The 25,260-nt window shown below is 39.0% G+C and carries 26 protein-coding genes; 11 read left to right on the top strand and 15 right to left on the bottom strand.

Going from position 1 to position 25,260, the window contains the following annotated elements; all coding sequences use genetic code 11:
* Positions 1 to 7: 7 nt before the first annotated feature.
* The gene (locus JXQ92_RS00790; RefSeq protein ID WP_421984672.1) at positions 8 to 2,395 is read left to right on the top strand and encodes an ABC transporter permease; all 2,388 of its coding nucleotides are present in this window, start codon (positions 8 to 10) and stop codon (positions 2,393 to 2,395) included.
* Positions 2,396 to 2,398: 3 nt separating this feature from the next.
* Here JXQ92_RS00790 and JXQ92_RS00785 read toward each other — a convergent pair whose 3' ends face one another.
* Positions 2,399 to 3,436, bottom strand: coding sequence for a zinc-dependent alcohol dehydrogenase family protein (locus tag JXQ92_RS00785; protein WP_421984671.1), 1,038 nt, complete (start codon positions 3,434 to 3,436; stop codon positions 2,399 to 2,401).
* 113 nt (positions 3,437 to 3,549) lie between these two features.
* On the opposite strand from JXQ92_RS00785, the gene JXQ92_RS00780 reads away from it, so the two are divergent.
* Entirely contained in the window at positions 3,550 to 3,987 is a 438-nt protein-coding gene (locus JXQ92_RS00780) for a cytochrome B (protein WP_421984670.1), read from the top strand.
* A gap of 11 nt (positions 3,988 to 3,998) precedes the next feature.
* Here the strand turns inward: JXQ92_RS00780 and JXQ92_RS00775 are convergent, their stop codons facing one another.
* From JXQ92_RS00775 to JXQ92_RS00765, 3 genes are all read right to left on the bottom strand, one after another.
* Positions 3,999 to 5,462, bottom strand: a complete 1,464-nt coding sequence (locus tag JXQ92_RS00775) for a M20 family peptidase (RefSeq protein ID WP_421984669.1) — start codon at positions 5,460 to 5,462, stop codon at positions 3,999 to 4,001.
* 45 nt (positions 5,463 to 5,507) lie between these two features.
* Positions 5,508 to 6,245, bottom strand: a complete 738-nt coding sequence (locus JXQ92_RS00770) for a ChaN family lipoprotein (protein ID WP_421984668.1) — start codon at positions 6,243 to 6,245, stop codon at positions 5,508 to 5,510.
* A gap of 232 nt (positions 6,246 to 6,477) precedes the next feature.
* Positions 6,478 to 7,563: an AI-2E family transporter gene (locus tag JXQ92_RS00765; protein WP_421984667.1), complete on the bottom strand. Its 1,086-nt coding sequence runs from the start codon at positions 7,561 to 7,563 to the stop codon at positions 6,478 to 6,480.
* Positions 7,564 to 7,777: 214 nt separating this feature from the next.
* Here JXQ92_RS00765 and paaN point away from each other — a divergent pair, with 214 nt between their 5' ends.
* A complete protein-coding gene (paaN, locus tag JXQ92_RS00760) occupies positions 7,778 to 9,454 on the top strand; it encodes a phenylacetic acid degradation protein PaaN (RefSeq protein WP_421984666.1) in 1,677 nt (558 codons plus the stop codon).
* 94 nt (positions 9,455 to 9,548) lie between these two features.
* Here paaN and JXQ92_RS00755 read toward each other — a convergent pair whose 3' ends face one another.
* The 4 genes from JXQ92_RS00755 to JXQ92_RS00740 are packed head-to-tail and all read right to left on the bottom strand — an operon-like array spanning position 9,549 to position 12,972.
* Entirely contained in the window at positions 9,549 to 10,340 is a 792-nt protein-coding gene (locus tag JXQ92_RS00755; protein ID WP_421984665.1) for an SDR family oxidoreductase, read from the bottom strand.
* A 59-nt stretch (positions 10,341 to 10,399) separates the two neighbouring features.
* Positions 10,400 to 10,903, bottom strand: a complete 504-nt coding sequence (locus JXQ92_RS00750) for a dihydrofolate reductase (RefSeq protein WP_421984664.1) — start codon at positions 10,901 to 10,903, stop codon at positions 10,400 to 10,402.
* Positions 10,900 to 11,820, bottom strand: coding sequence for a methionyl-tRNA formyltransferase (fmt, locus tag JXQ92_RS00745; RefSeq protein WP_421984663.1), 921 nt, complete (start codon positions 11,818 to 11,820; stop codon positions 10,900 to 10,902). The genes JXQ92_RS00750 and fmt overlap by 4 nt, the downstream gene beginning before the upstream one ends.
* Positions 11,821 to 12,972: an exo-beta-N-acetylmuramidase NamZ family protein gene (locus tag JXQ92_RS00740; protein ID WP_421984662.1), complete on the bottom strand. Its 1,152-nt coding sequence runs from the start codon at positions 12,970 to 12,972 to the stop codon at positions 11,821 to 11,823.
* Positions 12,973 to 13,019: 47 nt separating this feature from the next.
* On the opposite strand from JXQ92_RS00740, the gene JXQ92_RS00735 reads away from it, so the two are divergent.
* Entirely contained in the window at positions 13,020 to 14,240 is a 1,221-nt protein-coding gene (locus JXQ92_RS00735) for an ABC transporter permease (RefSeq protein WP_421984661.1), read from the top strand.
* A gap of 26 nt (positions 14,241 to 14,266) precedes the next feature.
* Here the strand turns inward: JXQ92_RS00735 and JXQ92_RS00730 are convergent, their stop codons facing one another.
* Positions 14,267 to 15,031, bottom strand: a complete 765-nt coding sequence (locus JXQ92_RS00730; RefSeq protein WP_421984660.1) for a polyprenol monophosphomannose synthase — start codon at positions 15,029 to 15,031, stop codon at positions 14,267 to 14,269.
* Between the two features lie 92 nt (positions 15,032 to 15,123).
* Here JXQ92_RS00730 and JXQ92_RS00725 point away from each other — a divergent pair, with 92 nt between their 5' ends.
* The 4 genes from JXQ92_RS00725 (at position 15,124) to JXQ92_RS00710 (ending at position 18,342) form a co-directional block, all read left to right on the top strand.
* Complete coding sequence (locus JXQ92_RS00725; protein WP_421984659.1) at positions 15,124 to 15,633, top strand: D-glycero-alpha-D-manno-heptose-1,7-bisphosphate 7-phosphatase; 510 nt, start codon at positions 15,124 to 15,126, stop codon at positions 15,631 to 15,633.
* A gap of 131 nt (positions 15,634 to 15,764) precedes the next feature.
* Positions 15,765 to 16,646, top strand: coding sequence for a hypothetical protein (locus JXQ92_RS00720; RefSeq protein ID WP_421984658.1), 882 nt, complete (start codon positions 15,765 to 15,767; stop codon positions 16,644 to 16,646).
* Entirely contained in the window at positions 16,643 to 17,656 is a 1,014-nt protein-coding gene (locus tag JXQ92_RS00715) for a sensor histidine kinase (protein WP_421984657.1), read from the top strand. Before JXQ92_RS00720 ends, JXQ92_RS00715 begins: the two co-directional genes overlap by 4 nt.
* Complete coding sequence (locus JXQ92_RS00710) at positions 17,653 to 18,342, top strand: LytR/AlgR family response regulator transcription factor (protein ID WP_421984656.1); 690 nt, start codon at positions 17,653 to 17,655, stop codon at positions 18,340 to 18,342. The genes JXQ92_RS00715 and JXQ92_RS00710 overlap by 4 nt, the downstream gene beginning before the upstream one ends.
* Positions 18,343 to 18,351: 9 nt before the next feature.
* On the opposite strand, the gene JXQ92_RS00705 is transcribed toward JXQ92_RS00710, so the two are convergent.
* Positions 18,352 to 18,999, bottom strand: a complete 648-nt coding sequence (locus JXQ92_RS00705; RefSeq protein WP_421984655.1) for an inorganic diphosphatase — start codon at positions 18,997 to 18,999, stop codon at positions 18,352 to 18,354.
* Between the two features lie 87 nt (positions 19,000 to 19,086).
* Here JXQ92_RS00705 and JXQ92_RS00700 point away from each other — a divergent pair, with 87 nt between their 5' ends.
* The gene (locus tag JXQ92_RS00700; RefSeq protein ID WP_421984654.1) at positions 19,087 to 20,232 is read left to right on the top strand and encodes a DUF819 domain-containing protein; all 1,146 of its coding nucleotides are present in this window, start codon (positions 19,087 to 19,089) and stop codon (positions 20,230 to 20,232) included.
* Positions 20,233 to 20,237: 5 nt separating this feature from the next.
* Here the strand turns inward: JXQ92_RS00700 and JXQ92_RS00695 are convergent, their stop codons facing one another.
* From JXQ92_RS00695 to JXQ92_RS00680, 4 genes are read right to left on the bottom strand one after another with little or no spacing between them, the layout of a single operon-like run.
* Positions 20,238 to 21,041 carry an SUMF1/EgtB/PvdO family nonheme iron enzyme gene (locus JXQ92_RS00695; RefSeq protein ID WP_421984653.1) on the bottom strand — a complete coding sequence of 268 codons (804 nt, stop codon included), beginning with the start codon at positions 21,039 to 21,041 and terminating at the stop codon, positions 20,238 to 20,240.
* A 58-nt stretch (positions 21,042 to 21,099) separates the two neighbouring features.
* Complete coding sequence (locus tag JXQ92_RS00690) at positions 21,100 to 21,483, bottom strand: VOC family protein (protein ID WP_421984652.1); 384 nt, start codon at positions 21,481 to 21,483, stop codon at positions 21,100 to 21,102.
* Between the two features lie 57 nt (positions 21,484 to 21,540).
* On the bottom strand, positions 21,541 to 22,071 hold the full coding sequence (locus JXQ92_RS00685; protein WP_421984651.1) for a YfiT family bacillithiol transferase: 531 nt from the start codon (positions 22,069 to 22,071) through the stop codon (positions 21,541 to 21,543).
* A gap of 10 nt (positions 22,072 to 22,081) precedes the next feature.
* Positions 22,082 to 22,981 (bottom strand): aldo/keto reductase, encoded by a 900-nt coding sequence (locus JXQ92_RS00680; RefSeq protein ID WP_421984650.1) that lies wholly within the window; start codon positions 22,979 to 22,981, stop codon positions 22,082 to 22,084.
* Positions 22,982 to 23,100: 119 nt separating this feature from the next.
* Here JXQ92_RS00680 and JXQ92_RS00675 point away from each other — a divergent pair, with 119 nt between their 5' ends.
* Positions 23,101 to 23,454, top strand: coding sequence for a hypothetical protein (locus JXQ92_RS00675; protein WP_421984649.1), 354 nt, complete (start codon positions 23,101 to 23,103; stop codon positions 23,452 to 23,454).
* A 7-nt stretch (positions 23,455 to 23,461) separates the two neighbouring features.
* Positions 23,462 to 23,812, top strand: a complete 351-nt coding sequence (gene arsC, locus JXQ92_RS00670) for an arsenate reductase (glutaredoxin) (RefSeq protein WP_421984648.1) — start codon at positions 23,462 to 23,464, stop codon at positions 23,810 to 23,812.
* Between the two features lie 2 nt (positions 23,813 to 23,814).
* Here arsC and JXQ92_RS00665 read toward each other — a convergent pair whose 3' ends face one another.
* Positions 23,815 to 25,200, bottom strand: a complete 1,386-nt coding sequence (locus JXQ92_RS00665) for an arginine decarboxylase (protein ID WP_421984647.1) — start codon at positions 25,198 to 25,200, stop codon at positions 23,815 to 23,817.
* Positions 25,201 to 25,260: the final 60 nt, after the last annotated feature.

Raw genomic sequence — 25,260 nt, 5'->3', positions numbered from 1 at the left:
CTAGAATATGAAATACTCCTTCAATTTTGCGCTCAAAACCATGCTCAGAAATAAGCTGATTACTTTAGGAAGTTTGACGAGTATGGTAGTTGGAATACTGAGTGTATTTCTGATTTACATATGGGTAGACAATGAACTTTCAACAGATAGATTTCATGAGAATTCTGAAAACTTATACCTAACGGTAATTCAGCAAAGCCAGATAGATAGATTGAGAATGGTTAGTGGTCAGTTAGACCTAGGCCTAAATTTCGATGGCTTTCCCGAAGTTAAGAAAAGGTTGAGGACGACTTTTTATACTGCGAATAGAATAAAATTAATAAAGAATGAGGAGGAGTTTCCAGGAAGAGGCTTGGTATCAGATAGTACCTTCTTCGACTTCTTTGATTTTGAAGTTCTGGTAGGGGATAAAGAGAATGTCCTGAAAGACCCAACGAGTATAATTCTTACGGAGACAACCGCAAAACGAATTTACGGAGAGGCTGACCCAATTGGTGAAACGCTTTATCTTGAAACTGATCAAACTGGTTATTATCAGGTTCGAGCTATTATGAAGGATATTCCATCCAATAGCTCCATAAGCTTTGATTTTATAGTGCCCTCACACGCCGAGAAATTCTGGGCACGCGCCTCGCAAGAATTTCTTCTAATGGAAAATGGCTTTGATAAAGAAGCATTCGCTGTCAAAATTGAGCATCTAGCGAGAAAAAATCCTCGATTTAAGGAGAGCGTTTTATCAATAACTCCTTTTAAAGATATCTACTTCAATAATCAGTTCACGGGTTCTCTATTTGTAAAGTTTGGTGATATAGAAGAGGTAAATATTCTAATTTTAGTGGCGCTTGTTGTGCTTTTGGTTAGTGTTTTTAATTTTTCAAGTCTACAAATAACGCTTGGATATGCTCAATTAAAAGTTCGCGGAATTAAACAAGTAAATGGTGCAGATGCTCTAGACTTTCTCAAAGAACTAATAGTTAACAGAATTATTTATGCTACGCTTTGTATTAGTCTATCCTTCGGGATATTTAAGTTGATTAAGCCTGGGTACTTAGGGTTTCTAGAAATATCACAGAATTTTTCTACCCTTGAAGTAGTTGCAACTTTAACAATGGGTGTCTTAGCTTTTATCACCATGTCAACTGTCTTCACCGCTTTTAAAAACCCTCGAAATGTAACTGCTCAAGCTTTACGTGGTGCGCTTACAACTGGAAAGGCAGGTCGAGCAGGTAAAATTCTGACGACCGTTCAATATGTTTTTGCAATTACATTGATTATAGTAACCTCAATAGTATATAAGCAATTCAGTTACATGCAGTCTAAGGACCTTGGTTATAAACCAAGCAATGTAGTAGCTATTAATTACTTCGAAAGGATCCCGTACAACTTCGATAACCCTGAAGAAACACGAGTAAAAGAGCAGAAGCAGGTTGAGAACTATCAATTGGTTAAAAATGAGCTGTCTAAAATTCCGGGAGTAATATCGTTTTCTCAGGGTCCAATGCCGATTGATGGTTATGGCTCAAATATGCCTTGGAGAAGAGCGAAAAGCGATTTCAAATATTCGGAAACTAAAATGTTAAATGTAGACCCACGCTATCTGGACGTTTTAGATTTTGAACTTCTCGAAGGTAGGTTTTTCGATGAGAATACTGACGACCCTCTTCAGCCTAAGCTTATTATCAATCAAGCGGCAAAGGACTATTGGAACATTGAAAATATAGATGATGTGAAAGCCGTGGGTTCAGGGATCGGTGGTGAAGGCAATCCTTTCCAAATAATCGGTGTAACGAATAATTTTCACTTTGAACACCTATCGAGCAAGGTAATGCCGATGGTGATGATATATTTGGAGCATCCTGAAAATCAGTTCATCGTAAAACTTAGACCTGATAATTTCCAATCCACAATAGGTCAATTAGAACTTCTATTTGACACCATAAACCCGAATAAAACTTTTGAGTATACCTTGTTGGAAAATAAGCTATTGACTCAGTATAAGCGAGAGAGGAAACTGTCTCAAATATTTATGATTTTCACGCTTACAGGATTAATTATTTCTTCAATAGGGCTCTTTACGTTTGCCTTATATGAAACTAGAAAACGAATCAAGGAGATAGGAATAAGAAAAGTAATCGGTGCGAATGTGCAACAGGTAGTGGGACTTTTGAGTGTTTCTTTTGTGAAATGGGTGTTACTAGCTTTCTTAATTGCCTGTCCTTTAGCCTGGTTCTTTATGAATAGTTGGCTGAATAATTTTGCGGCCCAAACATCTTTGGATTGGTGGTTATTTGTTGGTGCAGGTCTTTTGACCCTCGTATTGGCATTAATGACTGTAATAGGGCAGACCTACATGGCTGCGAAGCAAAATCCTATTGAATCATTAAGGTATGAGTGAGGTTTAGAATTTATTGATAACTCGAACGCCAATTCCTTTGAATTTATTCATTTCTGGGAGTAGTGCCGCGCCTTCTTCCAAACTGATCAGTTCACCAATGAGTCGTTCGGGTTCTAATTCTCCAGACTTTATCAAATTCATCATTTCTGGATAGGCATGAGCTTGCATACCATGGCTACCTAGAATTTCTAATTCATTGGCTAGCACCAAGTGCATAGGTACCTTAGGGTCGTAATCATCACCAGCCATGAGGCCTACTTGAACATGCTTTCCTCTTTTTCTTAAGTTGGCAATTGAATTATAGCAAGTGATTTTATTTCCTAAAGCATCCATTGAAAGATGAGCACCACCATTCGAAATTTCCTTTACAGCTTCTACTGGATCTTGCTCTTTCGAATTGATTAAAAAATCTGCACCTATTGACTCAGCAAATGCTAAAGCTTCATCATTGATATCAATAGCAATTACTTGGGCTCCTTTTGATTTAGCAATCATAATGGCTGATAGGCCAACGCCACCACAACCATATATGGCTACCCACTGATCGGCTTGAACCTGTCCTTGATGAACAACCGCTCGATAAGACGTAATGAAACGACAGCCAAGACTTGCAGCCGTTTCAAAAGAAACATTGCTTGGTAGGTGCACCAAGTTAGTATCTGCATAGTGAATACCCACATACTCTGCAAAACTGCCCCAGTGCGTAAATCCTGGTTGAAATTGATTATCACAAACTTGCTGGTTGCCACTAGCACATTGGGCACATTTACCACACCCGCCTACAAAAGGTACGGTTACCCTATCGCCAACTTTGAACTTTTTTGTGCCTTTACCCACTGCCGAGACTATCCCCGCTAATTCATGACCAGGCACATGGGGCAAGAGAATATCAGTATCGTGGCCTACCCAGCCGTGCCAGTCAGATCGGCATAGTCCTGTTGCCTCAACTTTTAGCACAACACCTCCATATACTGGTACTGGATCCAATAGATTTTCAATGGTAATTGGACCATTAAACTCAGTGTAAAGGGCAGCTTTCATATCAAGTTGAAATTAGCGTTTGAGTGAAAATTAGGGAATTGAGTTGAAGGAAAAAATAGCAAAATATAAGTCGAAAGACTTTTGTGATTAAATTGCACTTAAACCTTACCATTATGTACAACGGACTTTTACATGCACATTCAGGTTTACGCTGGATTGTTTTAATTCTTTTAATCGTAGCGATTGCCAATGCCTTCTCGAAAAAAGGTAGTGGTCGATGGTCTCCAAAAGACAAGAAGATTACACTTTTTGCTATGATTTTCACTCATATTCAATTGGTTTTGGGTATTGTGATGTACATAATGAGTCCTAAAGTGGTGTTTTCAAGCGAAACGATGTCCAGTCCGGTGCTTAGATTTTACACGGTGGAACATATTAGTCTAATGTTAGTCGCTATTGCTCTTATAACGGTAGGCTACAGTAAGGCGAAACGTGCGGTAAGTGATACTAAGAAATCTCGTGCGGTTGCCACATTCTACTTGATTGGTCTTATTCTAATACTTGCTTCTATTCCGTGGCCTTTCAGAAACCTAGGAGCTGGTTGGTTCTAAACTGATACCAGTTATTCTGCTGGTTTACTTGAGTTTTTGATTAACTGAATATAGAAACGTATGGCGTCTTTATAATCCTCAATCGGGATACGTTCGTCGATTCCATGGAAAGTATCTATGTTCTGTTCATTGATGTGATAAGGCACAAACCGATAGATATTTGAGCTTATAGCCCCAAAATGCCTAGAATCTGTCGCTGCAATTACAAGATTAGGTCCTGTTAAAGTCTTGTCGAAAATCTGTTTTATAGTTTTGTTGATTGTGATATAACCATCCGATTCTATTGATGACACTGGAGATGGGGCAGAGTTAAAACCAAAGAACTTAGCTTTCACCCTTTCATCGCCCATGACATTTTTAGCATGCTTTAGAATGTCTTCAGCAGTTTGGCCAGGTACAATTCTAAAATTGACTAATGCCCTAGCATAGGTGGGAATCACGTTTTCTTTAATACCTGCTTCAAAAATGGTTGGTGCAGTAGTCGTTCTCACCAAGGCATTTCCAGCAGTACTTGCATTTTCATAGGTACTAATAATCATTCCTTTAAATAAACCACGATTAGCAAAAGCCATCTTATTAACAAAACCCATTTCTGGCCCTAAGTAGTCCATAAACCCGTTCATGGCTTCCGAAATTGAAGCTTTCAAGGGGCTAGCTTTTAAGTTGGAAATACCTTTGGCTAAAACATCAATAGCCGTTTCTTTAGCTGGTTTTGAAGAATGGCCACCATCCATATCAACTGTAAATTCGATGGTTGTCGACCCTTTTTCGCCAATCCCTATCATGGCCACATCTGCTTCAATTCCAGGGACAAGCTTTTGGGTAATGGCATAACCTTCGTCTAAAACGAATGCTGCTTTTACCCCCAGATCTTCCAAATACTTGGCCATCTGAACAGCACCTTTTTCACCACCTATTTCTTCATCGTGACCGAAAGCAAGGTATATGGTTCTTTCAGGTTGAAATCCTTGATTGAGGAGCATTTCTACTGATTCCAGAATACCGATTACCGAAAACTTGTCATCGATAGTGCCGCGTCCCCAGATCTCCCCATCTTTTATTTCGGCTCCAAAAGGGTCTACTGACCACTTCTCTGGCGATGCTATTGGCACCACGTCAATATGACCCATGAGTACAACAGGCTTCAGGCTAGCATTAGCACCTTCCCATTTATAAAGGTGGCTGAACTCGCTGAACACTTGATGGTTTAGTAGTGAATCGGTTAAAGGGTAATTTCGTTTGAGTAAATCGTTGAATGCCTGAAATGGTTTAGGGTCAAAATCAGCATCATTTTCAAAAGAGATAGTTTTTAACTTCAATGCTTCCTGAAAATTAGCAACCGCATCGTTACTAATAACCACTTTTTCTATTACATCAACCTTGAGTTGTTTTGACGTAAAAGTGAAAGTCTTAACCAAAAGATAGACCACAAACAAGAGTAAAATGAGGAGTACGCCTAAACCAATTTTTTTCATAGAAAGGGAAGTCAGTAACAGCCCACAATTTACATGTTTTGATGATTAATAAGTCTTGGTCATATGACTGTCCACACAAATAATAAAGTCAGCTTGCCCAAAATGATCCTTAGACAGTTTAGAAATGTCATCTTGTTCAACAGTTGAGATGGTTATTATCTTATTGTCGGGATTTAGCCTATTCAAATACCAGACAATCCCTTCGAAGAAGTCAGAATGATAGGCGCCGTTGTAATGAATAAATAGTTCGCCTTTAGGGTGATTTTCTGCTATGAAATGAGCCATAGTTGCATCTTTTGATGCTTGGGATTTTACTAGGTTAGGTGTGCCATGATCGCCCATCATACTTAAAATGTTCACATATCGAGGAAGGCTTGCATCAAATGCAATAGGAAGGGGAGCAATCCAAGATTTTTCTTCTTCAGTCAATCCATCTAGCGTTTCAAAACCTTTCTGATATACCTGATTGGCATATCTTCTAGGAATGTTTGTCGCTACAAATTTCAACTGATTATTCTTGGCAAAATCAACTAAAGGCGCGTAGTCTGTCGGATGATTTTTCCAAAGACGGGCAAGGGTATCGAAAGCCTTTTGGTCTATAGCACCTTTTAAATATTCATCTAATTCGTCCTGGTTGTCAGCCTCGATCATTTCTGCACCAAGTACCAGCTTACGTTTTGTATGTAAGGCACGTGTCACTTCAAATTGAAGCCAATGCGCAATTGGGTTGTTGTGTTGTTCACCAAAGAAAATGACATCCTGTTTCTCCAGTTGCTTGAGCATTTTTTTATATGAAACCTTTTTGCCCTTGGCATTATAAATAATGTAAGGTGTCATGTCTTGAGCAAAACCTTGTAGACTGGAGCAAAAAATAAAGAAAAGCAAAAGTGAGATTCGCGCAGTTCGAATGACGGTATCCATAAGATTTGAATTCTATTGATGAAATGATTAGATAAGTTAAGTCAATGCATCAATCAACTCAAATCAATTTTATAAACGGAAATGAGATCGAGAGCTAATCTTGTGATTCAGCAGGAAATTGAGCATTGCCAATTTTAAGCTTCTTGCTTTCTGTATTGCCGGATATAAGTTTAGCGATTACCCTCGTGCTTTCGTATTGCTCTAGCAATATTTTAATAAATACTGTAATCGGTATGGACATGATTAATCCTGGAATGCCCCATACATAGCCCCATAGCATCAACATAATTAGAATTGTGATCACGTTTATGGAAAATGATTTTCCCATAAAAATTGGTTCTAAAACACCCCCAAATAATACTTGAACACCGGTGATGGTAGCAATAAAAAAGAATAATATGGATGTAGTTTCAATTTCAACGAAGGAAAATATGGCCAAAAGCACCACGCTGACCACCGAACCAACCATTTGTAGGAAGTTGATGGCAAATGCAAACAGACCCCAGAAAATTGGAAAGCTGACACCAAATGCCCAACAGGCAATACCTATTCCCAAACCAGTAAAAAGACTAATAAAGAACTTTACCTTAATGAAGGTGATCAGGTCTTTTTCAATTTTCATGAAGGTCTTTATGGATGCGAACTCTTTCTTTAATATTGTTAGTCTTAAGATTTTTTGAATATCAACTGAACCGGCTAGAAGTAGTAAAACGAAGAATGCCGTAGTCAAAGTCATCGTGAGCGTATTCGTGATGAAACCAACTGTCGGAGCAAAGTTTTTGCTGATTGTATCTCTATTAATAAACGATGCTAAAGTGTCTTCTCCTTGTAGAAAATCTACCCCAAAAAAGCTTTCAATCGAGTAGAGGAGTCCGCTTAGTTTTACTTTGGCTTGATCTAAAAAGGCGTTGTCTTTGGAAAGAATTTCCTTACTCGAAAGTTGTATTAACTCGCCACTCAACTTAAAGAAAGCTGCTATGATTAAAACGACGAGAATTAGGCTGACTACTTTAGGAGAGCCTTTACTTTTAAGCCAGCGCATGAGTGGCAAAAAGAGTAAGGCAATGAACATCGATGACACGAAAGGTATCAAGATGAAGGATAAAGTCTTAAAAAGGTAGAAAACCAAAGGAATAACGATAATCAGCAATAATAAATTAGTCGTTTTTCTATCGTTCATTTTCTCCACTGTTAACCTCCGCAAAGGTATACCTAATTACTTTCGGAAATGTTTTGTAGAAAGAACTTTCTTTTTCTAGGTACTGTTTAAACAACTGATTTCAGTTAGAATATACGGATCGTTTTCATGAAGAAGGCACATAGCGGAACAATCGTGTTTCAACGCTGTTAATTATCAAACCATTGTTTTAAATTCGACCAAACAAACGTTCGTTATGGGATTGTCACCAGCAAATAAAGAAATTTTAGACAAGGCGATAGAAGCCTTACACACCAGAGTTTTTCATGCACAGTATCCGGAGCATCCATCGCCAAAAATTTATGGTGAAACTGCTGATGCTGATGGTAAAAATGCTTTCAAAGCCCTGAGAAAAGGTAAGTTTGAAGAGTTGCAGCAGTCTGGTGAAGTGGCATGGATTGGAGAAGAGGATTCTCCATATTTTGCTGAACCTGTTGGAACAACTTACCCACAAATTGCGAATGATGTGCTAATTGAAAGAGCCGAAAAGTCATTTCACAGTTGGAGAAAGGTTTCTAAAGAAGATCGTGCACAAGTACTGATCGATTCGCTAGAGCGATTTTCGAAAAGATTTTTCGAGAATGCTTATGCTACTATGCATACCACCGGACAAGGTTATATGATGGCTTTTCAGGCATCTGGTCCTCATGCAGCCGATAGAGCATTGGAAGCAATCGCTGCTGGGTACGAAGAGCTCGGTAGGTTTCCTGATTCAACAGTTTGGGAAAAGCCAATGGGTAAATACAACTTGGTGATTAACAAAGAATGGAGAGCAGTTCCTAAAGGAATCGGCTTGGTGATTGGTTGTTCAACATTCCCAACATGGAATTCTGTACCCGGCGTTTATGCAGATTTAATGATGGGGAACTCAGTATTAGTGAAGCCTCATCCTGGTGCCGTTTTACCGATGGCCATTGTGGTTGCAGAAATCCGAAATGCGCTAAGAGATGCAGGGTTTGATCCAGAAGCATGTCAATTGGCAGTTGATTCGCAATCAGCACCTATTGCTAAAGAACTTGCAGAGCACAAGGCTATAAAAGTGGTTGATTTCACGGGTAATTCTGAATTTGGGTCTTATCTAGAAACTTTACCAAAAGCGGTATTTACTGAAAAGACAGGAGTGAATTCAATCATCCTTGATTCAGTTGAAAACCTAGATAAAGTGATTCAAAACATCACATTCTCAGTAGCGCTTTACTCTGGACAAATGTGTACTGCACCTCAGAATTTCTTTATTCCTGAGGGTGGTGTTAAAACACCAGAAGGCGTAGTGACATTCGATGAAGTGGCTCAAAAATTTGCTGATTTTACGAATGGCTTGATTAACAACCCTAAAGCAGGACCATTTGTGGCAGGAACCATTCAGAACCCCGCTACCGCTGAAAGAACAGTTGGTGCATCAGCGGCAATAGGCGGTAAGACTTGGTTAGAGACCAGGGCCATAGAGCAAAGCATACCAATCTTTCAGAATGCGAGAACTCAAACACCAACAGTTATCGAATTGACGGCAGGCGATAAAGACAAATTTTCTAAAGAAATGTTTGGCCCAATCGCTTTCTTAATCAAGACAAAGGATACTAAAGAGTCAGTCGCTTTAGCAAAAGAAATGGCAGAATCTTATGGTGCTATTTCATGTGGTGCTTACACTACAGATGAAGAAATGAAGGAGTTCATAGCAGATGAAATGTCATTAGCAGCTACACCAGTATCATTTAATTTAGTAGGTCAGATTTTCGTGAATCAGAATGCTGCATTCTCTGATTTCCACGTGACTGGAGGGAACCCAGCTGGAAATGCATCTTTCACTAATCCTGATTATGTGAATCGCAGGTTTACATGGGTAGGCATGAGGGAGCCTGCAGCTAGGGTTTAAGGAAAATTGAAATTATAAAAAGCCATATCGAAAACTCGATATGGCTTTTTTTATATTCACCGGTTGACGCCTTATACTAAATAGGACAATGGGGCTACCTTACTTTGGCCTTTTTAATAAGCCTTGCGAAAAGCCATGGCAAATACCGTTTCACATAGGCCGCATAAGACTCTTTGCCGATATATACTTCTCTTTTTTGTTTTGAAATTGCCTTGATGATGGCTTTTGCACACTGTTCAGGAGTCAGGCCATTGGCTTGTGCATCGTCCATTTTTCCAAGCGCCTTGCCATCACCTTGAAAAGCATTAATGGAGACGTTGGTCTTTACGAAACCAGGTGCAGCAATAGTTACTTTTATGCCTGAATCTTCAAGTTCTGCTCGCATACTATCATAGAAACCGTGAAGTGCATGTTTGCTAGCCGCATAACCCGAACGAAAAGGCGTTCCGAAAATACCGGTTAGGCTTGTTACTACTGTAAAATGCCCATTTCCACGTTTTAGCATATGTGGCAGAAGCTGTTTCGTTAAACTGACTGACCCAAAGTAATTGACTTCCATTAGGTCTTTATCGACTTGAAATATGGTGTCTTTGACCAGAGAGCGTTGGCTACGGCCACCGTTATTAATTAAGTGATCTACTTGGCCAAATTGCGCAATCGCATGGTTAGTCTTTTCTTCATGACTGTCAAAATCAGTTAGATCAAGTGGTAAAATTTTAACGCGATCTTCGTTTGAACAGGCTTTCTTAACTCTTTCTAGTTCTGTTGCTCGCCGTGCAGAGAGAATCAAATTTACGGGTAACTGAGATAATTGTATGGCTAGTGCTTCACCAATGCCCGATGAGGCTCCCGTAATCCAAAAGGTTATGTTTCTTAGATTTTTCATTGCTTATCGTGATCTAAAATAAGCAGATTGTTCGAGATCAACTTTTAGCCAACAATTGGTCAAGCCTTAGTGTAAGTCACAAAATCGAAAGCGTATTTGTGCCGATCGTCAGCGGCGTGGTGTTCTCTCGCGGCTTCGGTCCAATTGGTACTATCGTACTCGGGAAAGAAGGTATCAGCGCCCTCTATTTCAGCATCAACTTCGGTGATATACATTTTATCGACCAAACCTTTATCGATAGATTCCTTATAAATGACGCCGCCACCAATTACAAATGCTTCTTCTTGCGCTTTGAGCTGGCAAAGGTCGAATGCTTCTTCCAAACTATGCACCACAAAATGACCCTCAGGTGCTTGGTAATCTTTTTGACGCGTGATGATAACAAAAGTTCTTCTGGGTAAAAGGCCAGGTAGAGAATCGAAAGTCTTTCTGCCTAGAATTACAAAATGATCAAGCGTAACGTTCTTGAAAAATTTAAAATCGTCAGGTAATCTCCACAAAAGATCATTATCCTTTCCGATGGCGTTATTCTTGGCTTTTGCCACAACTATGGTACTGATCATAACGTATTTCCGAGTAAAAATGACTTAATATCCATGCGTTTCTTTCCTTCCATTTGTAACTCTAAAATGGCAATCGGGCCTGTTCCAGTCTGAATAAACAAATAGGTTTTGTTATCAGTCAGAACTTCTCCTGGATGGCTGCCTTTCTTATCGGTAACCGTTTTTTGAGTTTTAAAAACTTTGAATTTCTTCTCGTTTAAAATACTCCATGCGGCTGGATAAGGAGATAGGCCTCTTACAAAATTGTGGACCTCTTCTGCTGATTTTGACCAATCTATTTCGCACGTTTCTTTGAAGATTTTTGGCGCATGCTTTATTTCTTGGTCCTCATTCTGTGCGATTTGTGGATAATCTCCAGCTTGTATGGCTTCGACTGTACGTAGCACAAGCTTAGCTCCTCGATTCATCAGTCGTTCATAAACATCGCCAACATTGTCATCCTCGCCAATGGGTTCTTTCTCTTGAAATATGACATTGCCAGTGTCGATTTCATGTTTTAGGAAGAACGTAGTTACGCCGGTTTCCTTTTCGCCATTAATAATTGCCCAGTTTATAGGGGCAGCGCCTCTGTACTGTGGCAAGAGTGATCCGTGTAGATTGAATGTTCCAATTTCAGGCATATCCCAAACGGCTACGGGTAGCATTCTAAAAGCCACTACAATTTGCAAGTTGGCCTTGTAGCTTCTTAACTCATCCAGAAAATCAGGATTCTTCAGATTTGTAGGTTGAAGCACGGGTATGTTTTGCGAAACAGCATAATCTTTCACCGGTGTTGTTGCCAACTTTCGTCCTCGCCCTTTTGGTTTATCAGGCGCTGTGATAACCGCCACCACATTGACACCATTTTCGACCAATATTTGTAGACTGGGTACAGCAAACTCTGGTGTGCCCATATATATGATGCGTAATTCTTGCATTTATTCGAAGTCGGAATATAGTAAGTACTTTTTCCTCATGGCTTTATACGCATTCAGTTTAGGTTGCCATGTGGCTTTTATCTGTTCTTCTGTCCAGCCTAATTCAACTTGTTCTTTGAATGATTTGGTGCCTGAAAGAATATTAATGTATGGCCTGAAAAAAGTCGTGTCGTCTTTCAAATCGTTATGATATTCTAGTAAGTAACTGAGGTTCAATTCGTGTTTTGCAGTTTCGTTGCCGAAAAATTTCCCCACGCACAACTCATCTTCTAAGGGAGGGTACTTAGAGCCTTGGTTAGGTTTTGGAGTAAAGCTAAATGTCCCTTTGGAATAATCTGGATGACCAATAACCTCGAAAGGAAAATCCGTTCCTCTTCCAACACTTACTACTGTTCCTTCAAAAAAGCCTAAGGAAGGATATAGCGTGATGGCGTTGTCGGTAGGCAAATTAGGAGAAGGGCTAATTGGTAAGCTGTATGTTTTTGTATGATCCCAACCTGCCATGGAAATTACTGTCAAGTCACTTTTGACTCCATCTTTGAGCCATCCTTCGGCATTAATCATCAGGGCTAATTCTCCTACCGTTAGGCCATGTACAACTGGGATGGGGTGCATGGCGACGAAACTGTTAATGTCATCATCTTTTACAGGGCCATCCACATACATGCCATTTGGGTTTGGCCTGTCTAAGACAATCACTTTCTTACCATTTTCTGCTGCTGCTTCCATAACGTAGTGCATAGTGCTAATAAAGGTGTAAAAGCGTATGCCTACATCTTGGATGTCGAAAATGAGCACATCTAAATCCTCCAGCATTTCGGGACTCGGCTTTTTTGATTTTCCGTAAATTGATATGATCGGTAAACCCGTCTTTTCGTCTTTCGCGTCGTCAATTTTGGCGCCATCAGGTGCTTCACCACGAAAACCATGTTCAGGTGCCATTACTTTAACTACATTAACACCTCGAGACAATAAGGTGTCGACCAAGTGCGTAGTATTGATGACGGAGGTTTGATTGACAACCAAACCCACCCTTTTATTTTCTAATAAGTGTAAATATTGGTCCATTCTCGATGCCCCCAACTCAAGTTCTTGGGCATGGGAACAGGCAAAAAGTGAAAAAATGCAAAGGCTAAGCAGTACTCTAATCATTCGCTTCGTTTATCTTTGAAGAAAGTGATTTAAAATTAACCATAATCTTGAACCTCCCTTACTTCATTTCCAAAAGAATAAACGCTACCGATAAAGGGAGTTTCTCATCTGTCATTCATAAGGTTGCTATTGCAAGTGTGGCACTCGGAATAGCCATCATGGTTGTATCGTTTCAGGTTTTAGGTGGTTTTCAGAATAATATCAAAGACAAGATCTTTAGTTTTTCTGGTCATATTCAAATCAAAAAATATTCTTCGACCAATGTTTACGAGGAGGATCCGATTTTAATGGAACCGGAAAGGTTGACGAACCTCTTAGAAGATGAACATGTAAAGCATATTCAAGAATTTGCACACAAACCTGGTTTAATCCCACATAATGATGAGATGTTTCCGCTTCTTTTTAAAGGGGTAACTGATTCTTTTGACAGGGAAACTTTTAGCGACTATATGGTAGAAGGGGAGTATCCGAACTTAGATACTGCGGCCAGAGCGTCTAACGAAATATTAATGAGCCGCCGTATGGCCAACAAAATGAGGGTTGCGATTGGGGATAGAATAGTGACTCACTTTATAATGGATCCGCCTCGAACACGATCTTTCTATGTGTCTGGTATTTTTGAGACTGGCTTGGACAACTTTGATGAACAAACGGTGATCGGAGATATTAACGTGATAAGAATTTTGAATGGTTGGACGCAGAATGAAGTTGGCGGGTACGAGGTTTTTGTAAATGATATTGATGAGCTAGAGGCCGCCGATGATGCTATAATTCCAAAAATTAGTGTTGAGCATTATACAGAACGTGCGGATGAAAAGTTTGTACAGATTTTTGATTGGTTGGGCCTTCTGAGCCAAAATGTATTCATATTGATAGCTCTTATACTTTTTGTTGCATGCTTTAACATGGTGTCGGTGCTATTTATCCTTATCATGGAGCGCACTCAAATGATTGGTTCATTCAAAGCTTTCGGTGCAACTAATAAATTAATTCGGAGAATTTTCACCTTTAATGGACTCAGGTTGGTGGTCAAAGGCTTGATCTTGGGTAACGCGATTGCCTTAGGTTTTGGCGCTTTACAGTACTTCTTTGAAATTATTCCATTGGAGCCGGCTACCTATTATATGGACCATGTGCCAATTGATTGGAATTGGTTAAGTACTATCGGCATTAATCTTCTGACTTTAATGCTTGTGGGTTTAGTATTGGTGATACCAACTGCTATTATTGCTCGAATTAGCCCTGTTAAAGCGATTAAGTTTGATTAAGTTCTAGAGTTGGGGGCATACTTCCTTTAGCTAGCGCTTGCTTCAGTAGATACTTCCATTGGTCTTCTATAAGTAGTAAAAAGGCTACCAAGTTTAATCTGAATAACTCCGAAGACAGCTTCTTTAATTATACCACTGCTCATTTTTGACTCGCCGCGTGTTCTATCAGTAAAAATGATTGGTACTTCATTAATTTTGAACCCGAATTTCCAGGTTAGGAATTTCATTTCTATCTGAAAAGCATAACCCATAAACCTTACTTCATCTAGGGAAATAGTTTCCAAAACACTTCTTCTGTAGCATTTAAACCCTGCGGTGGTATCGTTGATTGGCATGCCTGTCACCATTCTTACGTAATGACTCGCGAAATAAGACAACATTACTCTAGACATAGGCCAGTTGACCACATTGACACCTGTTACATACCGAGAGCCTATGGCCATATCATTGCCATCGTTCTTACAAGCTGAATAAAGCCTATTGAGGTCTTCCGGATTGTGAGAAAAATCTGCATCCATTTCGAAAATGAATTGATAGTCTTTTTTCAAGGCCCATCGAAAACCATGAATGTAAGCGGTGCCCAAACCTAATTTTCCAGAACGCTCTTCAATGAAAATTCTACCGGGAAATTCCTCGATTTTCGCCTTGACCAATGCACCCGTACCATCTGGTGACCCGTCATCGACAATTAAAAGATGAAATGACGAAGGTTGTTTCATCACGACATCGATCATCTCGCTGATGTTCTCGCGTTCGTTGTAGGTTGGTATAATTACGATACTGTCTGACATGGGAATGGTCACAAAACTAATATAATCTCAAATACGGCACTCGGGTGGAGAAAATTAATTTACTTTAATAACTAGTGATTTAAAAAGGCCAAATGAATAACTGCGTATTTCTAGATAGAGACGGTGTTTTGAATGAAGAATTAGGTTTTCAGGTTACTGCCTTCGATCAATTCAAAATAAAAGAAGGTGTGGCTGATGGTTTAGAAAGATTGAAAGCCGCTGGTTATAAGTTAATTGTCATTACAAATCAGAGTGGAATCGCAAAAGGAAACTATACAGCTGAATTTGTTCTAAAATGCCATCAGGCTATACAAGACCAATGTAATAATGCCTTAGACGACATCTATTTTGCTCCAGGCTACGATTCCATATCGAAAACGCTCTCACGAAAGCCAGGCTCCTTAATGCTTGAAAAAGCCATTGCAAAACATGAGGTGATTGTGGAAGGATCTTGGATGATTGGCGATAGAGAAAGCGATATGATTCCTGCCAAAAAAATGGGGTTAAGCACGGTGCAGATTACAGCGGATGAGGGTTCTGCATTAGCAGACTATACTAGGAGCGATTTTAAGCGTGCTGTGGAGGTAATTTTGGGTAAATGAACTGATCGATTACTAAGAATTTCTTGTTCATCCTGAAAAATCTAGTGTTCACCGATAAAATTTTAGTAGGTAAGACTTCTCCTACACATTTGGGTAATCAAAAACTCAAAATAGAATTAAAATTAAAAGTCATGAAAAAGAAACTCAAAGTACTCCTTGCCATAAGCTTACTTACTATTTGTATGAGCTCATGTGTCTATTCCTTATTCCCAATTTATACAGAAGAGAGCATTGTCTATTTACCAGAACTAATCGGTAAGTGGGAGCTTGATGGTTATGGTGAACGCTATGTTGAATTCAAATCAAGCACGGCGCTCGACCTGAATATAAAAGTGAATGAGAGTGACCAAAATGCCAAAACTAAAGTAAGTAGCAGTTTTGAAGTTACCGTAGGAGACAATGATTACATCGTTGTAAAAGGAGATACCATTAGAGATAGAGAGGTGGTGCAAGCCTACTGGGATGCACAAATGGATTCTTTAAGCGATGAGTTTGAAGGTAAGATGTTGGAGTTCGGTACAAAACTAGAAGAGGCTTTAGCCAAAATGGGAACTGCCTTTAATAAGTTAGGAAAGGCCTTCAATAACATTGGTTCCACAAATACGATGAAATATTCTAGCTCATCCAAGTCTTATAAAATGATATTGAACGATGAGGGGCAAATTTTCGAATACGAGGCAACTTTGACGCTGATTGGCGATGACTATTTCTTAGACCTTTATGCCACTGAAGGTGACCAAGTAGACTTGACAATGGAATCGAGAGTATGGTTTCCAGTACACACTTTTATGAAAGTGGATGTAGAAGTAGACCGGATTTCGATTACTGAATTTGATTTGCAGAAAATGAACAAATTGTTTGAAAGCAATTTGGTAAGAATGCGTCATGAAAATGTGGATGGTACAATCTTGATAACGGCTAAAACTGAAGAGATCCGTCAGTTTTTAGACAAGTATTCTAACGACGAAACAGTGTTTGAAAAGCCTGAATTTTACAATAAAGTTGCCCAATGAAAAGGCTGTTTAGTAAAGTCATTAACTCAAAATGGTTCCAGCACCCAATTTTTTGGGTGCTTTCCATCTATGTGATTGGCGATTACTTTGCTATTTCTAATTTTCTAAAGTCGGTCGACTTCTATTACGCCTTGCTTTTTCATATACCCTTGTTCGCGTTAGTCTACCTGAACTTGAACCTACTAGTGCCGAAACTGCTCCAGAAAGGAAGGTATTTTATTTATGGATTATTGGCGATTGCTTTAATTCATTTGGCTTATGGTCTGCATGAACTCACCTTTGAGTTTTTACTGCCCTTGCTTCCTCTTGAGTACTACATGGTATCTTTTACCGACTATGAAGTGCTCGTTACAGTGTTTCTGATTTACATTGTATTAACTACACTTTTGAAGCTGTCAAAATCTTGGTATAAGTTGCAACGCGTAGAAAAAGAGAAGTTAACAATTGAGTTAGATTCCCTCAAAGCGCAGGTTAATCCACATTTTTTGTTCAATAGCCTCAATAGCATCTACTCCTTGGCCTTAAGTAAAAGCGATCAGACGGCAGAGACTGTTTTAGAGCTTTCTAATTTGCTTAGGTATATGCTATATGAAGTTAGTGAAGATGAAGTCTCACTTTCTAAAGAGCTAGAGATGTTGGAGAACTATATCGAATTACAAAAACTAAGGTCTGATATCAGTACCCAAGTGCGCCTGAATATAAAAGGAGATTTAGAAGGTAAAATGATAGCCCCATTACTCTTTTTTCCGCTCATAGAAAATAGTTTCAAACATGGTGTAAAGGGAGTTTCAGATTCTGCTTATGTTGATATTTCACTTAATGTAGAAGACGGAATAGTATTCTCGATTCAAAATAATAAAGGAGTGATTGATGATATGGAGGATGGTAAATATGGTGGAATTGGGCTTGAAAATGTAAAACGAAGACTTGCTTTGATTTATACTGGAAAGCATGAATTCAAAATTGAAGAAACTGAAAAGGACTTTAAAGTAAAACTGACTATAAAATGATCACTTGTTTGATTGTCGATGATGAGCCATTGTCGAGAAACGTACTCAAAACTTTTATTAACGATCATCCAGACCTTAGCCTACAGGGTGAATGCAAGGATGCTTTTGAAGCGATGGATGTACTGAATAAGCAGTCGATCGACTTACTATTTTTAGACATTAATATGCCCAAACTATCGGGGGTTAATTTTTATAAAGGGTTGAGCAAAAAGCCGCAGGTTATTTTTACAACGGCTTATCCAGAATTTGCAGTTGAAGGTTTTGAGTTAAACGCCATCGACTACCTTATGAAACCCATTGCCTTCGAAAGGTTTGTTCAGGCTATTTATAAGGTGAAGGAGAAGCTTGGTAAAGAAAACGAACAGGAGGTTGCTCTGGATTATATTCTTCTTAAAGCTGATAAGAAGGTATATAGAACTCCGTTTGATGACATCCTTTTCTGTGAAGCTTTGGGTGATTATGTGAAAATTCACCTCTCTGATAAAGTTTTGATTGTAACAACAACCATGAAAAAGCTATTGTCAGAATTGCCAAATCACCTTTTCATTCGAACCCATAAGTCTTACATCATCAATAAAACGAAGTTCGAATATATTGAAGGTAATCAGGTCAGAATTGGAGACCAGATGGTGGCAATAGGGCAATCTTATAGAGAAGAAGTTTTAAGGCAGTTGGGCAAGGCTTAAGGTTAGCTTTTACTGCTTTTTGTAAGCTGAAATAGATTGCTCTAATATTATTCTACTTTCCTCTGCCCCGTAAAAACCACTAGACTCAAGTTTGCCTTTTCCTTTGTAGTTACTAAACCAGATATTGACTATCTCTAGCATACCACCGTACTCTTTTTCAAGCTCGCCTATAGAATTAATGTGGGATAATAATGAACCAATCTGAATCCCGATTAATTTATCATCCGTTTCTCCATTGTCGAGTAATTTTAGCCCACCAATAATCTTAGTTTCTACCACCTTACCTCTTTCAATAGGTTCACCAAGTACCAATACATCTAGCGGATCGCCATCACCACCCACCGCTTTCGGAAGTAAGGTCTGTGGAACCATTCCATAGTTAGCAGGGTAGCCTAGGTAGTTAATTACGCGAGGTTTTCCGTTTTCTTCATCCTGTATCATCGTACCGCTAGGTTTGCTCACTTCCCATTTTTCTACAGTACCAGCAGGTATTTCTATAACTACATTTACATGACCCTCGGATGAAATGGGAGCAAAATCTGCCAGGTAATTGACGTGTAAATCATCGACCTGACTTTTGTCTGTTGTGCAGCTCACAAATAATACTGCTAGCAATACGAATATATTGCGTTTAAGGAAAATTCTAGCTTGGGACATAATTTGAATGCAATGATGGTGAATAATATATAGAATCGATGCTTTTGTTTGTAAAGCAATTGTTAAAAATAGGCTAACTTATTCCGGATGATCCAGAATCCGATTTACATTTTAGCGATCCTTAGCTTTCTGATTTTCGGAAGTGAATGGCTTTGCAAGCATACCAAGCTCAAGCACTTGAGCAGTTCTCTTTTAGTCATTTTATTGGGGGCTTTGTTCGCTAACCTCGGCGTGATTCCCTCTGCTTCCAATGCAAGTCCTGTTTACGATTCTATTTTTCAGTATGTAGCTCCGGCCAGTATTTTCTTTCTTCTTTTAGGGGTAAGCCTTAGGGAATTAAAAAAAGCAGGAATGCCTATGCTCATCGCTTTTTCACTTGGGGCACTGGGTACAATGTTTGGTGTGGTAGTGGCTTTACAACTGGTCGATTATCGCGCTGTTTTTGGTGAGAATTATGCTGCAATTGCTGGTATGATGACTGGTACATATACCGGAGGTAGTGCCAATTTTAATGCAATAGCGTTAGAGTATGGCATGCTAAAAGAAGGTGCCGTTTTTACAGGAATTGTTGTAGCCGATAATATTATGACTACCATTTGGATGTTAGTGACTTTAAGTTTGCCTATGCTAATGAAGAAGGTTCGGAATAATCCCGAAGTCTTGAGTAAACCAGCTTTAGCTATTGAAAAACATTCAGAAGAGGAAAAGCTATCTCCGTTAAACTTAGGCTTGCTGATGGGCTTAGCGCTGGGCACCATGTTTATGTCTGACTTTATTTCTGATTGGGCAGCACTACAAGGCTTTCCTGTTCCATCGGTTTTAATTCTGACCACGCTGGCCTTAGTATTTGCTCAGACTAAATTCATTCAAAAAATCTCTGGTGCTAAGTTTCTAGGTATGTATGCCGTTTACCTATTTTTAGTAGTGGTTGGCGCATTCTGTGAAGTTACCGCTTTGGCAGCTGTAGGTGTAAATGCCATAGACATATTGGTGTTTACAGGAGCCATAGTAGTGGTACATGGTATTGTACTTATTTTATGTGGATTGATGTTTAAACTTGACTGGTCAATAGTAGCTATTGCCTCACAGGCAAACATTGGTGGCTCAAGTACTGCTTTAGCGCTTGCAAAAAGCTTTAAAAGGGTAGATTTGGTTTTGCCTGCTATACTTGCCGGAGCGCTTGGTACGGGATTAGGAACCTATTTAGGTTTTCTAGTGGTGACACTAGTTTAATAGAGCTACTCGATTATTTCAAAGATAATACGAAAACCTAACCAACTTTCAGGTCCCGTATAATTAGAAATCAGTTTGAAGTTCTTTCCTTCATCTTCCTTAAACCAACTGCCACCTATCGCTTCACCTTCAGTAGAAGTCAATTCAGATACGTTTGAAAACAAATTGTAAAAACCAAGTTTACTGTCTTTTTGCCCATAAATATCCTCGATGAATTTGTTGTTCACCATCAGTCGACTTTTTGAATATTTGAAAGCTTTTCTATTAGCACTAGCAATCTTAGAAAGTTGTTTCATCATTGCTTTTTCTTGGATTAAGAACCTCATTCGAGACCATTCATTGGCAGTGGGTAATCTAAATTTGAATTTCTTTGGAAAAAGCGCCCTTTCCCTTTTACTCATTTCGGCAAGCTGAGCTTCAAACATTTCGGTACGCCATTCACAATAGCGTTCAGCTTGTGATTTGGTAATCCCTACAATTGGCATTAAGGCCAGTTGGTCAGTATTTTGAAATTTATCTTCAATTTTTTCAGTATTGAGAGAGGGGAATAGGTCCTTCCATTTCGAAAAATCTGGTTTGGCCGCTTTAAATTCTGGTGCGTTCATACCTTTCTCTTCAGCCATCCAAGCCAAAAAATCTTTATACATATAGGCAGGCGTTTCCGAAATACCAATACAGATCCGCTGGTTTATTGGAAGTGTATTGGCAGCACAATTGTAATTTGGGAGGTCTTGCTGCCCAAAAGAATTTATTTCACTAAGTAAAACCAATAGCGAGGCTATCACTAAGAAGAAGCTCGTTTTTCTCATGTGTCGATTAAGGTACTTGGCCTGAATTTAGTGTATTTCAATCAGAGATGAAATAAAATTATGCAGGCTCGAATAAAGCGCATACTGCTCCGGCTGGGTCTTCGATATAACATGTTCTTCCGTAGGCACCCATCGATTTAATTTCTGTAAGTAATTTACCGCCTTTGGCTTCTACAGCAGTTACGCTTTTATCCAGGTCAGGAACGTTAATATAAATGATCCATTGAGAAGGTAGGTCAGCATTTGGCCCAGTCTTATGACAGATGCCAGTTTTAGGATCTCCATTAGCGGTCATGTTAAAGTCGTTGTAATCGCCCATAGACACGGGTTCAGGTGTCCAGCCAGTCACTTCTGCATAAAAATCTTTTACATTTTCAGCGTTCGCTACAGTTAAATCTATCCAACCAACTGTTCCATAAATTGAATCTTTGTCCTTTTCCATTTTTTTCTTTTTAAGGTACCCAAGAAGCACACATGCCCTATCATACGAAAGTATGATTTACCAATTCATGCGCTTTTTTAAATTCACAACATGCGCTAAATGGTGGTTTCCATGCCAAGCATACATGCCGACGACTTCTCGCAAAATGTATGATTTCCCATCTTCAGGATGAACGTATGTCTTTTCCAAGTCTCCATCAGAAAGGTTTTTTAGCAAAACCACCCATCGGGCATGAATATGATCTAACATCCCCAATGAGCTTTCAATAGGCACATTATTCTGATAGCTAAGGTTGGCCCAAGCTTTTTCATCATATGCCTTTATTGTAGGGTTGTCTTCCGTTAAAGCCCAATGAAAACGGCAATAACTTCCTATATGGCTGTCTGGTAAATGGTGGATTACTTGCCTAACTGTCCATCCTTCAGGGCGATAAGGCGTGTTTAACTGTTCTGCGGATAAGTCAGAAACAGCTGAATGGAATTTAGCGGGGAGTTCTTCAATCTCTTGGATCCAAACTGCTATTTGAGCTGAACTTATGTTCTCTGGCGGAACAAAGGGACCTATAGGGTAACTTAAGTTTTCTTTCATAACGATTTTTTTATGGTACGTTTTCACCTTTTGAAGCTACCCAAAGTTCGAACCACTGCTGGGTTGTTAAATCAATATTTAAGGCGTTTACAGCAGACTGCACTCTTTCAATTTTTCCGCTACCCACTATGGGGATAATATTAGCCGGATGTTTTAAAAGCCAAGCGTACATGATCTGATCTATGCTAACGCCGTATTGCTCAGCTATTTTGTGGAGTACATTTTTTATGGTTAGAAAACGATGCGTTTCAGCTTTAAAGATATTTCCCCCAGCAAGCGGCGACCAAGCCATAGGAGGTATACCAATTTCTTGACAAAGACTGATAGCACCATTTTCAAATTCCTGTAAAGCGGCCACTGATATTTCTATTTGATTGGTAACCAATGGTGAATCCATATAGGCTTGCAGTGCATCGAATTGGTGAGGTAAATAATTTGATACACCAAATTCTTTCACTTTACCTTCTTTTTTAAGCTTGGTAAAGGCCTCTGCAATTTCTTCAGGATTGCTTAAAGGGTCAGGTCTATGAATTAAGAGCACGTCTATATTATCTCTTTGAAGTTTTTTAAGAGAATTTTCAACAGACCAAATGATGTGATCATAGCTCGTGTCGTAATGCTGAATATAGTGATCAGGTCTATTTTTTGATCTCAGTTTTATACCACATTTTGTAACGACTTTGATCTTTTGGTTTAAGGTTTTGGCTTGGCCAAGAGCATTCCCAAAAAGCTCTTCAACCATATAATCGCCATAAATGTCGGCATGGTCGAAAGTATCTATGCCCAATTCAACACACTCTTCAACTAGCCGTATAATTTCATTTGGTGAAAGATTCCATTCTGGAAGTCTCCACATACCATGAACAATGGCTGAAAGGTTAACTTCTTGGCTAAGTTTTATCTGTTCCATGATTTTTAATTGTCTTCTTAAAATTGAATCAATAAATTGAATTTTGGTACTGAGAAAAGTTTTTTAATTTTACTTGACTTGCAAAGTCGAATTCAGAACCAAAAAAACACAATCATTCGATGAATAATTTCAAAGTACATACTTTAAACGGTCGACGTGCGTATTATGCAAAGCTCGGAAGACGTTGGATCGTTGAAGAAGGAGATGACACTTATGAATTTCGAAATATTGAGGAAATGATAAAAACGTATCCTGATTTACTCGAAATTGATAGTGTAAAAATGTCATTCGAAAGAAGACTAGCCGCAAAAAGAGAAGTGCGACCTGAGCCCCCTGTAAGACATGTTGAGGTTCATTCAAAAACAGTTACTTGCTACTATTGCTCTGGAAAGGGTAATGTTTATGAAGGTATAATGTGCCCTAACTGTGATGGTTCAGGTTCCTACACTGTGAATACAAAAGGGTTGGGCTAATATATCCATGAGTAAGAGAATACAGGTCTACCACAATCCGAGATGCACTAAAAGCCGCCAAGCTGTTCAATTGCTTGAAGAGCGAGGTGTTGATTTCGAAGTAATTGAGTATTTAAAAGAGCTACCTACAGCTGCAACGTTAAAGACAGTTATCAGTAAACTTGGTATTACACCGTTCGAATTATTGAGAAAAGGGGAGGCTGTTTATAAGTCAGATTTTAAAGGTAAATCATTGTCTGATGATGAATGGATTCAAGCAATGCTTGATCATCCAAAGCTCATAGAAAGGCCTATCATAATCAAAGGGGATCAGGCAGTAATTGGTAGGCCAACGGAAGCCGTTAATACACTGCTTTAGTCTTAATAACCCAAGATATTTAGCATGCTTTCGTGACTTTGCTCTTCAGCAAAGACTTTAGTAGTCAATTCGCCTTTCTCATTTTTATCTACGAGCACATGTTTTGGTGCGGGAATAAGACAGTGTTGAATTCCGCCATAGCCCCCTAAAGATTCTTGGTAAGCACCTGTATGGAAAAAGCCGACGTAAAGGTTTTCGTCTTCTTCTATTAAGGGCATGAATAATTCAGAAGAATGGGCCTCAGAATTATAGTAATCCATACTATCGCAAGTTAAACCACCCATGTTGATTTTTTGGAAAGGGTGATCCCACTTGTTGATGGCTAGCAAAATAAATTTTTGATTCGTGCCCCAAGAATCTGGCAAACTGGTAATGAAAGAGCCATCTACCATATACCATAATTCTTTGTCGTTTTGAAGTTTTTGGTCCAGAACAGAGTAAATAATTGCTCCGCTTTCACCCACAGTAAATGACCCAAACTCAGTAATGATGTTGGGCATATCAACATTATTCTTATTGCAAATCCATTTTATGTTTTCAATGATCTGATCAACCATATACGGATAATCATATTCAAAAGTCATGGATGTTTTAATCGGAAAACCACCGCCAATATCGATAGTATCCAATTCGGGACAAATCTTCTTTAACTCGCAGTATTTATACAAAAAACGACTCAGTTCACTCCAGTAATATGCAGTGTCTTTTATGCCCGTATTAATAAAAAAGTGGAGCATTTTAAGCTTAGCCCGACTGCCTTCTATTTCCTCTGTGTAAAGCTTATTAATGTCGCTGTATCTTATGCCAAGGCGAGAGGTGTAAAATTCAAAGTTTGGTTCTTCATCGGCGGCAACACGAATACCAATTTGAAAATCACCTTCAATCCTAGCGCTATATTCTTGTAGTTCATTCAGGTTATCTAAAATAGGAATGCAATTTTTGAAACCATTGTTTACAAGTTCTACCAAGTACTGAATGTAAAGCGGTCTTTTAAAACCATTACAAATCACCGTAAGCGATTTATCCACTTTTCCTTTAGCATATAAACTATTTACAATCTGAAGATCGAAAGCAGATGAAGTCTCGATCTGACAATCGTTATCGAGCACTTCATCAAGCACAAATTCAAAATGTGATGATTTAGTGCAATAACAATAAGTATAATCCCCTTTGTAGTTGTGCTTTTTCATGGCATCGGCAAACCATTTTTTAGCATTTGAGATGTTCTCTGCAATTTTTGGAATGTATGAGAGCTTTAAAGGGGTGCCGTGCTCTTTTATAATATCCTTGAGCGATATGCCATGGAATTCTAAATACTTTCCATTCACTTTGAATTCTTCCGTTGGGAATCCAAAAGTCTGATCAATGAGGTCGAAATAGCTTTTCAATTTTACGCGAGTCTGCTAAGTGTTAAGACAAATATTGTAACAAAATTTCAAATGTGAATA

This window comes from Roseivirga sp., assembly GCF_049099775.1.
GTDB lineage: Bacteria > Bacteroidota > Bacteroidia > Cytophagales > Cyclobacteriaceae > Roseivirga.
Note: the sequence above shows the minus strand (reverse complement) of the source record. Positions and strands in the feature narration are given on the sequence as shown.